General features: G+C 54.3%; 10 protein-coding genes. 9 read left to right on the top strand and 1 reads right to left on the bottom strand.

What is annotated here, in order from left to right:
* The first annotated feature begins 16 nt into the window (after positions 1-16).
* From JIN85_RS21580 to JIN85_RS00010, 9 genes are all read left to right on the top strand, one after another.
* Entirely contained in the window at positions 17-1,444 is a 1,428-nt protein-coding gene (locus JIN85_RS21580; RefSeq protein ID WP_325107819.1) for a sigma-54-dependent transcriptional regulator, read from the top strand.
* A gap of 1 nt (position 1,445) precedes the next feature.
* Positions 1,446-2,075 carry a uracil phosphoribosyltransferase gene (gene upp, locus JIN85_RS00045; RefSeq protein WP_200266326.1) on the top strand — a complete coding sequence of 210 codons (630 nt, stop codon included), beginning with the start codon at positions 1,446-1,448 and terminating at the stop codon, positions 2,073-2,075.
* Between the two features lie 56 nt (positions 2,076-2,131).
* The gene (locus tag JIN85_RS00040) at positions 2,132-4,720 is read left to right on the top strand and encodes a tetratricopeptide repeat protein (protein WP_200266324.1); all 2,589 of its coding nucleotides are present in this window, start codon (positions 2,132-2,134) and stop codon (positions 4,718-4,720) included.
* 98 nt (positions 4,721-4,818) lie between these two features.
* Positions 4,819-5,556, top strand: coding sequence for a 4-hydroxy-tetrahydrodipicolinate reductase (gene dapB / locus JIN85_RS00035; RefSeq protein ID WP_200266322.1), 738 nt, complete (start codon positions 4,819-4,821; stop codon positions 5,554-5,556).
* Positions 5,557-5,593: 37 nt separating this feature from the next.
* Positions 5,594-7,138 carry a S1C family serine protease gene (locus tag JIN85_RS00030; RefSeq protein ID WP_200266320.1) on the top strand — a complete coding sequence of 515 codons (1,545 nt, stop codon included), beginning with the start codon at positions 5,594-5,596 and terminating at the stop codon, positions 7,136-7,138.
* Positions 7,135-8,418 (top strand): APC family permease, encoded by a 1,284-nt coding sequence (locus tag JIN85_RS00025; RefSeq protein WP_200266318.1) that lies wholly within the window; start codon positions 7,135-7,137, stop codon positions 8,416-8,418. Before JIN85_RS00030 ends, JIN85_RS00025 begins: the two co-directional genes overlap by 4 nt.
* Complete coding sequence (locus JIN85_RS00020) at positions 8,415-9,506, top strand: hypothetical protein (RefSeq protein WP_200266316.1); 1,092 nt, start codon at positions 8,415-8,417, stop codon at positions 9,504-9,506. Before JIN85_RS00025 ends, JIN85_RS00020 begins: the two co-directional genes overlap by 4 nt.
* A gap of 115 nt (positions 9,507-9,621) precedes the next feature.
* A complete protein-coding gene (locus JIN85_RS00015) occupies positions 9,622-10,551 on the top strand; it encodes a serine hydrolase domain-containing protein (protein WP_200266314.1) in 930 nt (309 codons plus the stop codon).
* 54 nt (positions 10,552-10,605) lie between these two features.
* Positions 10,606-11,286, top strand: coding sequence for a hypothetical protein (locus tag JIN85_RS00010; protein ID WP_200266312.1), 681 nt, complete (start codon positions 10,606-10,608; stop codon positions 11,284-11,286).
* Between the two features lie 19 nt (positions 11,287-11,305).
* Here the strand turns inward: JIN85_RS00010 and JIN85_RS00005 are convergent, their stop codons facing one another.
* A complete protein-coding gene (locus JIN85_RS00005; protein ID WP_200266310.1) occupies positions 11,306-14,998 on the bottom strand; it encodes a CHASE domain-containing protein in 3,693 nt (1,230 codons plus the stop codon).
* Between the last annotated feature and the right edge of the window lie 550 nt (positions 14,999-15,548).

Below are 15,548 nucleotides of genomic sequence, written 5' to 3'. Positions count from 1 at the left end.
CTGCACGATTTTTTTCGTGCCTTCGCACTCCTGCGTGCTTGAATTTCTCGAACCCGCGATGCCCGATAGTTTATCAGAAGAGACTCTGCTTCTCGTTGATCCTGACCATGATTTTCTAGATTGGGCGTCAAAGCATCTCGCTGCGAAAGATCTCCGAATTTTGCGCTGCGACAATGCCGCCAACGCTCTCAAGGTTGTAGAGAAAACGCCCGTCAGTGTGGTGATCGCATCCATCTCGATCCAGCCCTTCGATGGGGTGGAACTCATGGGGCGCATCCTGCAGCAAAGCCCGCAGACACTGGTGATTCTCACAGCTGGATTCCCCAGTACCAGCCAGATCATTGAGGCGACCCAAAAGGGTGCCCACGATGTGCTGAGAAAAGAATCGCTCGCCTTCGAACTGCGCCCCGTCATCGAGTCCGCCTTACAAACTCAGGAAGATCGTCGAAGCGCCGCCCAGCCAGAACCGGAGTTACCCACCCTGGACGGTCGGGTCAAAATCATCGGCGTTTCACGCTCGCTGCAGGAAGTTTTCAAACTCGTCGGTCGTGTCGCCCGCTCCGATGCACCGGTTCTGATCGCCGGCGAAAGTGGCACCGGCAAGGAATTGGTCGCCAAGGCCGTGCACGAATACAGCCCGCGCCGCCAGAAAGAGCTGATCACCATCAACTGCGGTGCGATCCCGGAAAATCTGTTGGAAAGCGAATTGTTCGGCCACGAGAAAGGTTCGTTCACCGGCGCGATCGCCAGACGTGCCGGTCGCTTCGAGCAAGCAGATGGTGGCACTTTATTCCTGGATGAAATCGGCGACATGCCACTTTCCATTCAAGTCAAACTGCTCCGCGTGCTCCAGGACGGTTCATTTTCACGTGTCGGAGCCAATGACACGTTGACCACGGACGTTCGCATTGTAGCCGCCACCCACAAAAATCTCGCGTCGGAAGTGGCATCCGGTCGTTTCCGCGAAGACCTTTACTATCGACTGAACGTTGTCGAATTGAGGATCCCCGCCCTGCGCGAGCGCCCGGAGGATATTCCGTTGTTGGCGGAATACTTCCTTCAGCGCATCACCAAAAAGAACGGCATGGCGCGCATCCGGATTTCCGCGGAGGCAATCTCTGCGCTGCAATCCCACCATTGGCCGGGCAATGTCCGGGAATTGGAAAACACGATCGCCCGCGCCTGCGCACTGGCCTCATCGAACATTTTACTGCCCGCAGACATTCCCCTCGCCTCTGCACCGGCCAAAGCTGGAACACGCATCAAAGATTCGCTGGATCAAATCATCAACGCCGCTCCCACGGGCGAAGATGTTCTCGATTGGTCCGGCCGCGAAATCGCCCGCCGTGCCTTGGAACGCTCTGATGGCGATCTCAAGGAGGCATCCATTCTTCTTGGAATCCCGTCTTCGCACCTGAAGGAAATGCTCGCACCCAAAAACTGACATGATCCACGTTCTCGACCACCCGCTGATCACTGACGAGTTGACCCGGTTACGAGACCCGATCTGTCCCACTCCTGAATTTCGCCAACGGGTCCGGCGCATTGCGTCATTGATGGTTCCAGCCGTCACCGCAAATCTGCAAAGCACCGTGGTGCCCTGCACAACCCCGCTAGAGATCACCTCCGGCAAGACCCTTACCCACTCCGTGGTTCTCGTTCCCATCCTTCGTGCCGGGCTTGGATTCCTCGACGGGTTTCTGGATTTGATCCCGAACGCGGCGGTGGCGCACATTGGGTTGGCGCGCAACGAGGAAACCCTCAAACCCGAGCCTTATTACATCAAGCATCCTCCCAGCCTTGCCGATAGCGAGATCATCGTTCTCGATCCAATGCTCGCGACCGGTGGTTCCGCCGTTGAAGGCGTCCGGCGCTTGCAAGCAGCTGGAGCAACTCGGATCCGCTTTGCATGCCTGGTCGCAGCTCCGGAAGGTGTGGCGACTTTTGAATCGGAATGTCCCGATGTGCCGATATTTGCGGCATCATTGGATCGATGCCTTGATTCACGCGGCTACATTTTACCCGGATTGGGAGACGCAGGAGATCGCCTGTTTGGCACTGCCGGCACCTGTTGAGATCCAGACCTTCTGCTCTGGCCATCGCACGGTGCAAAAGTTACGCTTGCCGAACCATGAAATTTCTCCCGCCGTTGATCGCCTCCCTTCCACTCACTGTGGCAGCGATCGGCGCGGTTCCGGGCCAGTCCGCGTTGAAACTCGGCGAGCAAGCCCTCGCGTCCGGACTGTGGGAAATCGCCGCTTCGCACTTCCGTGACGCCCGCGAAGCCGACGGACTGAATGAATCTCAAAAGTCAAAGATCACGCTTCACCTGGCAGAATCTTTGATTCGTAGCGATCGCCCGAAAGAAGCTGAAACTTTGCTGGAACCGCTCGCGAACTCCGGCGTTCCCGGCGCGAACTACTGGCTCGGCGAAGCCTTTGCCGGCCAAGGTGAATTTTCCAAGGCAGCCAACCTGCTTTCGGAAGTCGCACTCGACGAAGCTTCCCCCTACCGGGTGGAGGCTGCATTCAGTGCGGCCAACCTACTGCTGTCGCTGAATCAATCGCAGCAAGCACTTGAGATTCTGCGGCCATTTTTTGATGCGTCAGATCCGCTGGCCTCGGCTCAGGCCCGCCTGCGCTCTGTCGAAATCCTGCTCGACCAGGGCAATGTCCGGGAGGCTCGCAAATGGATGCCAGCCGAAGAAAACATCGTAACAGCAGAGCGCGAGCACGCCCGTTTTCTCGATGCCTCACTGTCGTTGGCAGAAAAAGACGCGGATTCGGCTGCTGCCAAATTTTCCGCCCTGCTTGCCAGAACTGAAGGCCAAACCTTGTTGCGTCACCAAGCGGCAGCACTGGGATTGGCGGATGCGCAAGCGATGAGGAATGATCAGGAGGCAGCGACCACCACCTTGCTGGATTTCATTCAACAGCACAAGGATTCCACATTGCTCCAGCAGGCCTTCGAGCGATTGCTCAAATGGCTGCCGCAAAACCCGAGTCCCTCGGACCCGATCATTGTCCGCCTCGCGCAATGGATTCCGCCCCTTCCTCCAGCACCGCCGGTGATTCTCAACACGGCAAATGCTGGAGCCGTAGGCATTTTCCCAATGGTGGAGGCCTCATCGGAACATTCCCAGGAAAGCGAAGAACTCTCGGCATTTTCACTCTACACCACCGCCATCGCGCTTCACCGGGTGGGCACTGCTGCGTCACGCCACCAGTCCCAGGCATTGTTTCAGCGTTTGCTCTTCGAACATCCCGGCCATTACCTGACCGCCAAATCACTGGTGGAAACCGGACGTTGGTTGATTGAGGAAGGAAAAATCGACCAAGCCGATGCGGTCCTCAAATCCGCTTCTGAAATCACCCAATCGCCAATCATCCGTGGGGAAGCAGCATTCCTGAGAGGCCGCGCCGCCTACCAATCAGGAGATTTTGCTCAATCGGAAACCCGATTTGAACAAGCCGCTGGCTTTTTGAAATCGACCGATCCTGATGCAGCCAGAATCAATGCCGATCTCGCACGCATCCGTGAAGGCAAAGCACCGATTCTCGTCTCGTTAAAGGAGTCTGAAATCACTCCAGAAACTCAAAAACTCCAGTCGGACATTGAGTTCGAGCAGGCACTCTCGACGACTCCCGCAACGGCCAAGTTGGAAGCGATAGAACAATTTCTGACGGCCAACCCAGATCACCGAAAAGCGCCGGAAGCGCGGATGGCGGGCATTGAGGCCGCTCTTGAGCTATCGCCGCCTAACCTCGACTTTGCCAAGAACCAGCTCGACTGGTTTCACGAGCATCCGGATCAAGTCTCCAATGCCCAATTGGCATTCATGGGATTGCGCTATTCTGATTTGAAAGGAGACACCGCGCAGACCATCCAACTGGCGACCTCCTTTCTCGAAGCATTTCCAAATACCCCACATGCCGATGAAGCGGCTTTTATGCGGGGCCGGAATTTATTCGAAATCGGCAATTTCAATGAAGCACGCATCGCCTTTGTCAAACTGGGGGAGGGCGAAGGACTGAATCCAAACCGGGCTCAGGTCGCCTGGCTGTTAGCGGCACGCTCAGCATCGCTCGGAGCAACCCCGCAATCCCGGGAAGAAGCCTTGGGCTTGTTTGATCATGCCATCCAAATCGACGGTTCGGTTACCGCTGTCGCCAAAATGGAGAAGGCCAATCTGATGATTGAGCTGAACCACACCGCCGGAGCCATCGCCCTGCTGCGCGATTGGTTTCAATCGAGTTCAAAAGATGACCCGCTCCGCCTGCCCGCAGGATTATTGCTTGGTGAGGCCATCTATTCCGAAGGAACCGGCAAGCCGGAATCCTATCAGGAAGCCCTTTCGGTCTATGACCAGCTGTTAGAGCATGCCAAATCCGAACCAGCATTGTTCAACCGGCTGCAATACCTGCGCGGCATGACTTTGGAGCAATTGCCAAGGGCCAACGACCCTTCCAGAAAACGAGACGACGAAGCGTTGGCGGCCTATTACTCGGTGCTGGAAGCTGCAGGAAGCAAGCCCCCGGCGGAGTGGCATTTCTTCGAACTCGCCGGATTCCGCGCACTTGGCATGTTGGAAAAAAACGAACGCTGGCCCGCAGCCATTGCTGTCGCCGAGAAAATCGCGTCTTTCAAAGGGCCTGGTGCCAAAGAAGCCGCCGCCCGCGCCCGTCAAATCCGCCTGAAACACTTTATCTGGGAAGACTAGCCCCCCGCTCCTGGCTTCAAGAAATCCAAATCTGAAATTCCCAAATCCCCCGGTTCTCTGCAACATCCGCGCAAGTCACCCATCTGATTCGATCCCCAATGCTTTCTCTTCTCGTCACTGGAACCAACGGCCGCATGGGCCAAGCCGTCCTCACCGCCGCCGCCGCCGAACCTGAAGTGAAGGTGACTTCCACACACCATACCGGCGAAGACATTGATGCGGCGATGGCACAGGCTACGTGCGCCATCGATTTCACCGTGCACGGCTTCACCTCCCAGTTGATTGAGTCCGCATTGAAATCCGGCACCCATCTGGTGATCGGAACGACGGGGCACAGCGATGAGCAGCGCGCGGAAATTGAAGCCGCCGCCAAGCAAATCCCGATCGTTTATGCGCCGAACTTTTCAATCGGCGTCAACACCCTCTTCTGGCTGACACGCAAGGCAGCAGCCATCCTCACCCAGGATCGATTCGACATCGAAGTGGTGGAAATGCACCACCGCCACAAAATCGACTCTCCATCCGGGACAGCCCGGAGATTGCTTGAGATTCTCAACGAAGAAACCGGAACGTCCTATCAGGATGACATCGCCCACGGACGATTCGGCAACATCGGCCCGCGCAAAAAATCCGAAATCGGCATGCACACCCTGCGCGGCGGGGATGTGGTCGGCGATCACACGGTGATCTTCGCCGCCGATGGCGAACGCATCGAACTTTCGCACAAAGCGTCATCGCGGCTCACCTTCGCTTCCGGCGCGGTGAAAGCCGCCCTCTGGCTTCAAAATCAACCACCCGGCCTCTACGACATGCAGGATGTGCTGGGCCTCAAATAACCGCCCTGGAAGGCATCAAAATCCCACCTAACGACACATGCGTCCGAACCATCTGCTGCTCCCGCTTCTCGCCATCGGGCTTTCATCCTGCGAAAAAAAAGCGCCACCAGTCGCCGCCAAACCCGCCCAACCGATCGAAATCGTCACCACCAGTGAAACACGGCCTGCGCCAGTCAATCTGGTTGACTCCGTGGTTCGGATCAATTCGACGCTGCAGGATTGGAGCGCTGGTCAACCTTGGGAAAAGGAAGACCCTTACACCCGCAGAGGACTCGCCGCGATTGTCGGAGACCAGAAAGTCCTGACAACGGCCGAGATGGTCGCTGATGCCACCTATCTTGAATTTGAGTCACCAGATGGCACCCGCTTTGCCGAAGCGAAAGTCATCGCCGTGGATTACGAAGCCAACCTTGCCCTGCTAGGCCCCGCCTCCGAGGAAGAAGGAAAGAAGCTTTTCCTCAATACCAAGCCATTGGAAATCGCAAAGCCATCCACTCTTGGCGACACGATGGAAGTGCTTCAGGTCGAGGATAACGGCGTTGCCCTTCTCACACCAGGTCTGCTTCAAAGCATCGACGTCACATCCAACTTCCTGCCGAATCAAAGCTTTCTCACCTACCGGGTGAAAGCTTCCATGCAAACGGCCGCAAGCAGCTATTCCCTGCCCGTTCTTCAGGACGGAAAAGTAGCTGGCGTGCTTTTCACCTACGACTCGGACGATCAAATTTGTGATGTTTCCTCGACGGATATTGTCACCCGTTTTCTCAAAGAGGCCGCAACTGGCAGCTACAAGGGTTTCCCAAGCCTCGGTGTATCTGTCGCCAAAACTGAAGATACCTCCTTCCGCGAATGGCTGAAAATCCCGGACGACAAAGGCGGACTCTACATCAACACCGTTCGTAAAGGTGGCGCAGCAGACGCAGCCGGTGTCAAAAAAGGCGATGTCCTGCTTGCCATCGATGGCCAGGAAATCAACCGCCGTGGCTACTATGAACATCCGAATTACGGCAGCTTGTTCTGGGGACACCTGGTTCGCGGAGAAAATTCAGTCGGTCAGGAAATCTCGTTGTCCCTGCTTCGTGATGGCGAACCGCTGGAACTGAAAGCCACCTTGACCCGCGACGAGGAAGAGAACCGCCTGGTTCCGAATTACTCCTTCGGAAAAGCTCCGAACTATTTGGTTAAAGGCGGTTTTGTATTCCAGGAACTTTCACGTTCGCTCCTCGAAGCATTCGGCAAGGATTGGACTGCGCGTGCGCCGCTCAATCTCCTGGACGCATTCGAAAACCCTGAAAAATACGAAGGCAAAGTTGACCGCGTCGTATTCCTCAGTGGTGCCATTGCGACCCCTGCCACCGTCGGCTATGAAAGATTGCGCAATCTCATCGTCCGCCGAGTCAACGGCAAGGAAGTGCGCGACATGAAATCCTTGAAGGAAGCATTCGATAGCAACACAGGCGATCTTCATTCGATCGAGTTCGACGATGAAAATTTCACCGTCTATCTGGACGGCACTGTTTCTGATTTTGTCGACAAACAGCTGCTTCAGCGCGGCATCACTCAACTATCCCGCACCGAGTGAACCCGGTGCGAAACTCCGGTCCCGGCACAAGTGCTGCCACCTCACTGGTGGTTGCCAACATGGTCGGCACCGGAGTTTTCGTTTCTCTGGGGTTCCAGTTGCTCGACTTCCACTCCGCCCCGCCGATTCTGTTGCTCTGGGTGATTGGCGGGGTTGTTGCCCTATGTGGCGCGCTCACCTACGCTGGCTTGGTGAAATGCATGCCCCGATCCGGCGGTGAATATCATTTCCTCGGCACCATCTATCACCCGGCGCTGGGTTTCATGGCTGGACTCATGTCTGCCATCTTTGGTTTCAGCGTGCCTACTGCAATTACGGCGATCGCCGTAGGTGGCTACCTCCACCAAGCGTCAGCTGAAATTCCGGAGCGACCTGCCGCATTGGTCGTTATTTTGTTGAGCGCCTGCGCCCACGGCGTCAGCAACCGGACCAGTGGACGGGTTCAGCTGTTTTCCACCCTGCTGAAACTGACCCTCATCCTTCTGTTTATTGCATCCGCCGCCATTCTTCCGGGAAAAGGCGATATCCGCTGGGCCTTCCATGCCTCCGATGATTTCGCCCAAATCGCCAAACCGGCATTCGCCACCGCGGTATTCTACGTTTTCTACTCCTACAGCGGATGGAATGCTGCGGTTTATGGACTGGAAGAGTGGCGCGAACCGAGCCGGACCGTGAAGCGCGCGTTGTTAGGTGGCACGACCTTGGTCATGATGTTGTATCTAGCTCTCAACATTTCATTTCTCGTCGCAGCTCCCATCGCAGGACTTCGCGGCGAGAAAGAGATCGCCCACGTGGCAGCCGCAGCCCTTTTTGGTGAACAAACAGGCCGCATTGTTTCCGGGCTGTTCGCGGTCGGCTTGTTTGCCTCCGTGAGTGCTCTGCTGTGGGCCGGGCCTCGGGTACTGGCTGCGATGGGACGCGATGTTTCCGCCATGAGGTTGTTCGCCACAAAAGGTGAGGTTCCGCTGGTGCCTCTCGCTTTTCAGTCGGTTCTCGCCATCGCCCTGGTCCTCCTTGGGGATTTTGAATTTCTCATCAAATACACGCAAACCGGCCTGACGCTCTGCACCATGCTGAGCGCGTTTGGACTGATTCTGCTCAAGCTGCGGGGAAAAGACATTCCGCCGAGCACGATCGCTCCCGCCTTGATTTTTCTGTTATTTACGGGATTTGTGATGGTGCGCCTGTTTTTCGCCGAACCCATGCCAGCAGCTTGTGGGCTCGTGACGGGACTCGGCTGCGTCCTCCTCTGGTTTCCGATCAAAAGCCTCTCCAAATGAAATACCTCTTCCTGCTTCTACCTCTCTTGATCACTGCCTGCTCGTCCAGTTCGATCAAGAAAGACAGTTCCGGTGCCGATCTTCCCGAGCCATTCGAAGAAGTGAGCGGCCGCCCGTCTCAAAACGATATTGCCCGTTTTCTGGCAGGCCGTCCGGTGCATCACGGAGCCATCCTTTCACGCCTGCAAATGGACTCCGCCTATCAGGCGTTTTCCAAGGACACGCTGAGCAAATGGAAATACCGGGCTTCCGCACGCATCGCCGATCAACGTGGATGGGAAGCCGCAAACCTTCGCCCTCTCATCGGTTCTCCGAGAACCTTGTTCTATCCATTTGGCGGGCCTGATTTGATGCACGCTCTGGCCTTGTTCCCCGAAGCCTCGAATTATGTGCTGCTCGGTCTTGAACCTGCAGGAAATCTTCCCGATCTGGAAAACGCTTCTCCGGGTGACATCCTCGGTTCACTGCCCGGCCACTCCAAATCCATGGAAACCCAGCTAAAGCATGGATACTTCATCACCAAGGACATGAAAAACGATCTGTCCAATGGTCCATTGCAAGGCGTCACTCCGATTTTGCTCTCATCGCTTGCGCTGATGGATGCCGAAGTTTCCAACGTGCAACCGATTTCGGTCGCTGGGAATCAAGGAATTCGTATCGATTTTTCACTCCCTGGATATGGACGAAAAACTGTCACCTATATCTCGGGCGATGTCTCTAACAGCGGCTTCGGCACCAGCTACCGCTCCTGGCTCAATTCGTATTCCGGGTCCGTCGCTTACTTCAAAGCCGCCTCTTATCTCATGCAGGACAGCGATTTTTCCTCGATCAAAGCATGGGTGCTCAACAATTGCCGAGCTGTGGTTCAGGATGACTCGGGCATTCCCTATCAATCATTCGAAGCTGGCAAATGGGACATCCACTTGTTCGGCAACTATCAAGCGCCGATTGAGTTTTTCAGCAAATTTACCCAGCCTGATCTTCGCAACGCCTACGCCGCTGCTGGCGCGGTGCCACCACTTCCATTTGGCTCCGGCTATCAACTCCGCCCGGTCGATTCCAATCTGACCGTCGCAGTTCGTCGGTGATATGATATCTCGTCGGAACTTCCTGCGAATAGCCAGCGCCTCGGGCGCATCCCTTTTTGCAAGCTGTGCAGAGCTCAGCGGGCCAGCGGGAGGCGCCTCTTGGAGCAAATCCCAATTGGATGCCATCCGCCGTGGGGCAAACCGTCATGATCCACTCGGTTGGGCCGTATGGCAGGGGCGGAAGAAAATCATCGGCTGGCATGAAAACGAGCGGGGTCCGGCGTTGAGCATCACCAAAACGATTGCCGGACTCGCGATAACTCGAGCGATCCGAGAAGGCTGGATGAGTTGTGACGAACGGGTCTCTGCGACTTTTCCCGAATGGCAAGGCAGCGCTCGAAAGTCAAAAATCACGGTGCAAATGCTTTTGCAACAAACCTCCGGATTAGAGAGCGGAGTGATTCCGCTGTATCGATCGAATCCCGCCAACAAGGGAAAGGCGGCGGTTTCACTGCAGGCCATCGATGAACCCGGGCTTGTCTTTCGCTATGGACCGTCACACTGGGAAGTGCTGGCCGAACTCATCCGCCGCAAGCTCACGGCGCGAAAGGAAAGTTTCGCCTCTTATCTGAATCGCAGCGTCCTGCTCCCCATCGGCATGAGCAGTCCGAAGTGGCGAGCTGACCAAAATGACATCGCCTATCTATCCACCGGCGCGGAATTCAGCATCGATGATCTCGGTCGCCTCGGGCAAACTTTGATTCGCTTACTCAACGGAGAAAACGCCTCTGGATTCAAAGCTGAGGATTTTTCTCAGGTGACTCGGCCATCCTCCGCCAACTCGATGTTCGGCGGCGGACTTTGGCGAAATTCCAACCGCAGTTCCGGAGCTTTTGCAGTCGAAGTCGAATCCGCGATCAATCAACCGCACTCTGCCGCGTTTTGGAATCGCGCCTGTCTTTCGACACATCAGCCAGCTGATTTCACCGCACTCATCGGATCAGGCGGGAGAAGACTCTTCCTTTGGCCACAAGCGGGAAAATCCATCGCTCGGCTTGGCTCATCCAACTCGTGGAGCGATCTTGAATTTCTGGCGCCGCTTTAATTCGGCGATTTCAACAGTCGACAACTCGACCCTGGCCTGCTGGTCTGCACCACGATGAAATTGCCGATTATCATTTCGCTGCTTGCTTGCCTGAGCACTTCCGGGTTTGCCGCGACCATTTACCAAAGTGGTGAATTTGCCGCCGATGTCCTGCCTTATGATGGATTGAAGAGCGACTCCAAACCCGCCTCGGCAACCAATGGCTCCAGCCCCGCTCAGACCGCAGCTTCATTATTCGTTCTGGATACCGCCGACTCGATCCAGGCCATTTCCTTCGAAGGATTTTATTACCCCTACGGCGTTCCTCCTTCCAAAGATGTATTTCAAATCGCTTTTTTCGAAAATGGTAATGGCATTCCCGGCGAGCAAATCGGTGAAATCCTCGGAGCATCCTCACTAACTCGGACCTACACCGGCCTCAGCACGAGCGAAGGAGCGATCTTTCACTTCGAACTGGATCTCAGCACAGCAGTTGATCTTGAACCCGGGACTTATTGGATCGCTCTGATCGATACCTCAACCTATGAAGACGCTTCATTTTTCTGGAGCTATAATGATCGATCCGATGTCGCGGCTTACACCGAAGGTGGCATCACCGACACCTATCATCCAACGAATTTTCGCCTCGTTTACACTCTGGAAAATACCAAGTTTGTACCCGAGCCATCTGTCCTCATTCTTGGAGCGCTCGGAGCAATACTGACCACTGGAGTCCGCAAGCGCCGCAGCGTCTGATACAAATTCGGTCGATCGATTACTCGCTAGCGTTGTCCATTTCGTCGCGAGCACGATCCAAAGCACTCGACAGATCCTGTATTTTGATCGGCTTCCCGAGGAAATCGTTCATTCCAGCTTCACTGCAGAGCTTGGAATCTTCTTCCATCGCGTTAGCTGTTAGAGCGATGATCCACGGCTTCGTCTTATCGCCGAGTTTGGCCCGGATTTGTTCAGTGGCCTCGATTCCACTCATTTCCGGCATCTGGACATCCATGAGAATGATATCGTAAGGAATGCGCTCCATCGCCTCGAGAACCTCCAGGCCATTTCCAGCCACGTCTGCCCGGTAGCCCAGACGGCCTAACATATGAAGTGCCACCTTTTGGTTCACCGAATTATCTTCTGCCAATAAGATCCGCTCTGATCGCGTTTCCACCGCCCCTTTAGATGGACGCGTCATCGACGTTGGCTCTTTATATTCACCATAGCCCAACACCCTGCCGATTTCATTGAACAGCAGCGACGGCTTTGCGGGTTTGGTCATCGAAGCAGCAAACAAATGGGCCACTTCCGGACCCGGGTGACGACCGATCGACGACAACAGGATCACTGGGATTTCCGCGCAACCCGGGATTTCACGCAAAGCCTGGGTGAACATGACTCCATCCATATCCGGCATCTGCATGTCCGAAATGATCAAATCAAAATGGCCACCTGTGCGAAGTGCCTCCAATCCTTCCGGACCTGATGCGACTGCTATGCACTCCATCCCCCACTTCATCGCCAGCGTGGAAAGAATCCTTCGACCGTGTTCATTATCATCCACGACTAACAGTCGCTTGCCCTGAATCCGGGTGTGTTCGGAAACAAAGCTTCTCCGACCTGTAGAGATCCATTCGGCACCAACCGTGAAATAAAAGGTCGCGCCCTTCCCTTCCGGACTTTCGAACCACATCCGCCCGCCCATGATTTCACAGAGCCGCTTGCTGATGGTTAGCCCAAGCCCCGTGCCGCCATACTTGCGGGTGGTGGAAGAGTCGACTTGTGAGAATGCACTGAAAATCCGATCTTTTGCCTCGGGAGGTATGCCAATTCCCGTATCACTGACGCTGAATTGAATTTCCTTTTTCCCGGTATCGGACTCGCTGACTTGAACTGCAATATCGATCTCGCCTTGCTCGGTAAACTTGAGGGCATTGCCCACAAGGTTCACCAGGATTTGTCTAACACGGGTAACATCTCCGCGCAGCCCCACCGGCACTCCATCAGCAATTTCGTAATACAACTCGATCCCCTTCTGGGATGCTTTTGGAGCAAACAAATCTAACGCACTCTCGATGCATTCGTGAATGTTGAATGGCTCGCATTCCAAGTCCATATGACCGGACTCGATCTTCGAGAAATCCAAAATGTCATTAATCAGAGACAGCAAGTTTTCACCGCTCACCCGGATGATTTCCGCATATTCCTGCTGCTCCCGGTTCAATGGCGTATCACGAAGCAATGAAGTCATTCCAATCACGCCATTCATCGGCGTCCGGATTTCGTGACTCATCATCGCAAGGAATTGACTCTTCGCCCGATTGGCCTGCTCCGCATGCGCAGCCGCCTCTTTCGCGTGATCCACTGCCTCAACCAGGCGCTCGTTCAAATGCTCTGCTGTGTTACGCGCTTCCTGCAAGGCAGTCACATCGATAAATACGCCGAACCAAACCTTCGTGCCGTCATCCAGGACCGACACCGTCGACCGGGCATCAACCCAGTGAATTTCGGATATCGATGACTTGGTGGAAAAGGTATCGGACCATGAACGTGTTTCCTGGATCGCTTTCTCGAAATTCTCGAAAACTTGATCCCGTTGTCCTTGTTCGATCGCTTCGAAAAGCAATTCCGGATGATTCACTAAGCCTGCAGGATTTAGTCCGAACAATTCATAAAAGCCCGCACTGATGAACGCGAAAGAGCGACTTCCATCTGGTGCAACTTCGAATTGGAAAAACACACCCGGGGCATGCGTTGTTAGAGCCACTAATCTTCGCTCATTCGCTTCGAGCTTCTGCTCGGATGCTTTTCGATCGGTGATGTCACTTTCAATCGCCATAAATCCGGCGAACTCACCACTCTTGTCGTAGAGTGCACGTACTTCAACCTGCAGCCAATACCACTCACCGTTCTTATGGTAATTGATCACCTCCACGTCAAATCCCGCGTGAGTGGCAATCCCGTCCCGCATGATTTTCACGGTTTCAGGATCAGTAAGTTCACCTTGGAGAATGGAGCCCGGTGTTTTTCCAATCACCTCATCTAGGGTATAGCCACTGATGCGAGTGAACCCTTTGTTTACCCACTCGATTCTTCCCTTGGTATCGCAGATCACCACGGCGTTACTCGTCCGATCCGCCACCATGGCCAGACGTCTGGCCTCTGCTTCCGTAGCACGCAGACTCGATGTCATTTCCCGTGCCAATTTCAACGCACGGCTACGGCTCATCGCCAATGATACAAATATACCGGCAGCTAACAGCGTAATGACAATACCTGTTAGACCAACCGCCACCGGAATATCCCGTTGAGTATAGCGCTCGAACTTTTCGGTCGTAGTAGTGACTAATGTCCAAACATGACCTCCAACCAAAACCGATGAGGTATGCCGAAATCTGCGACCATCATAATGCGGCGTCCCGATCGCATCCTCCAGCGCCATTAGATGGCCGTCTGCGTCTAACAGAAGATTGGATTTTTTCGGTTCCTCTCCGTCGAACAATTCAAAATCAATGAAATTCTCAGTAAACCCGGTAACCCCTGAGAAAACATCATTAATCACCATCGGAGCATAGACGAAACCCAGCAGATTGGCCTCACGCTCCGCTGCCGTGGAAGTCGGCATTCCTTTTTTGAACACCGGGACCACATACAAAAAACCCACCCGCTTCTGGTGATCCTGCAGCAAGGAGATACCTCCTGTTATCGTCGCATTCCCAGTCTGGATGGCCTTTTCAACGGCTTCCCGTCGTACTCGCTCACTTCCAATGTCGTATCCCCATGCTTCACGATTCTGCTCAAGAGGCTCAATGTATTTGATCACATAAAGGTCATGGGCAGCACCGCTCGTTTTCACTGCAAACCCAGGAGCATTGTCAGCCCTCTCTTTTTGGACAAAAGCATCAAGATCACTGCGCTCGATCCGCTCGATAAATCCCATCCCCAGCGTTCCGGGAAATTCTTTAGGTAAATTTCGGGAGGCTACGTAGCGGCGGAATTCATCGCGATCAACTTCCTCGCTCGCAGCATATACCCCACGGGCACCGTTCAGCCCGTAGACAATTTGATTTGTTCGCCTCTCTATTTCCCGCTCCAACCTCTCCGACAAGCGGTCGAACCTCTCATGAGCTTCATTCAAGTAAATCTTCTGAACCAACCGAGAACTCCAAAAGGAAATCATCAGTCCGACTGCGACCAAAACTCCAGCCATCAACCAAATCGATCGACTCGGCGTATCCATCGGAGTTTGCTCAACCCCACTTTTCGCATTCTTGATCGCTGCAGTACAACGGAAGAAAATAATCGGGCCTGCGATCAAAACCAGCAAGATTGCGTCTAACAGGGCCTCAAAGACTTCTGAAGTCCCCGGGGCGAGCACGGGCAGCAGAAACATGACCAGCGCCTCCGCCACACCGATGGTGATCAGAATCTCAACAAACAGTCGCAGCGTATTGATTGGTCCTCGCATGATTCTCCGAGTGCACACCTTGCAGACTTTTTCAAGTCATGTCACGCCTCGATACGACCAAATCGCTCGTCCAAAATAAACTCGCAAATAGCTAATTCGATCTCAAAAGAGCCAGTTGCAGCCAGAATCATAGAATAGCCCATGCATGAGCTGAATATCATATGCACCAAAACATGAGAGCAGCAGAATCAATCACTCACAAGTCAGCACAACCCCATATAGAAATATTATCTAACAATATCAATATTTCACAATCATGCTTCGCCAATGACTTCATTTGCCACCATGCCATCTTGGGACCAAGACATATATAATGACATTACATCAGAGCAAATAGATTGCGTATAGCGCATCCACGGCTCTATTTGCTAAATTCTGAAAACGCCTCCTATTCAAAGCTCCAACACCTGCCGTTGCGTTGCGGAGTTATTAGCGGAATTCCAGTGCTCCGAGCATTGAGGATTTACCTCAGATCATTCAAACCGGTGGCAGCAGGGCGGGGTGAGATTTATCTGTTGGGGTTGAATTCGATAACGAAGTGTTCGATCCG

It is taken from the genome of Luteolibacter pohnpeiensis (assembly GCF_016595435.1).
GTDB classification, from domain to species: Bacteria; Verrucomicrobiota; Verrucomicrobiia; order Verrucomicrobiales; family Akkermansiaceae; genus Luteolibacter; species Luteolibacter pohnpeiensis.
This window is presented reverse-complemented; position numbering and strand designations above follow the sequence as displayed.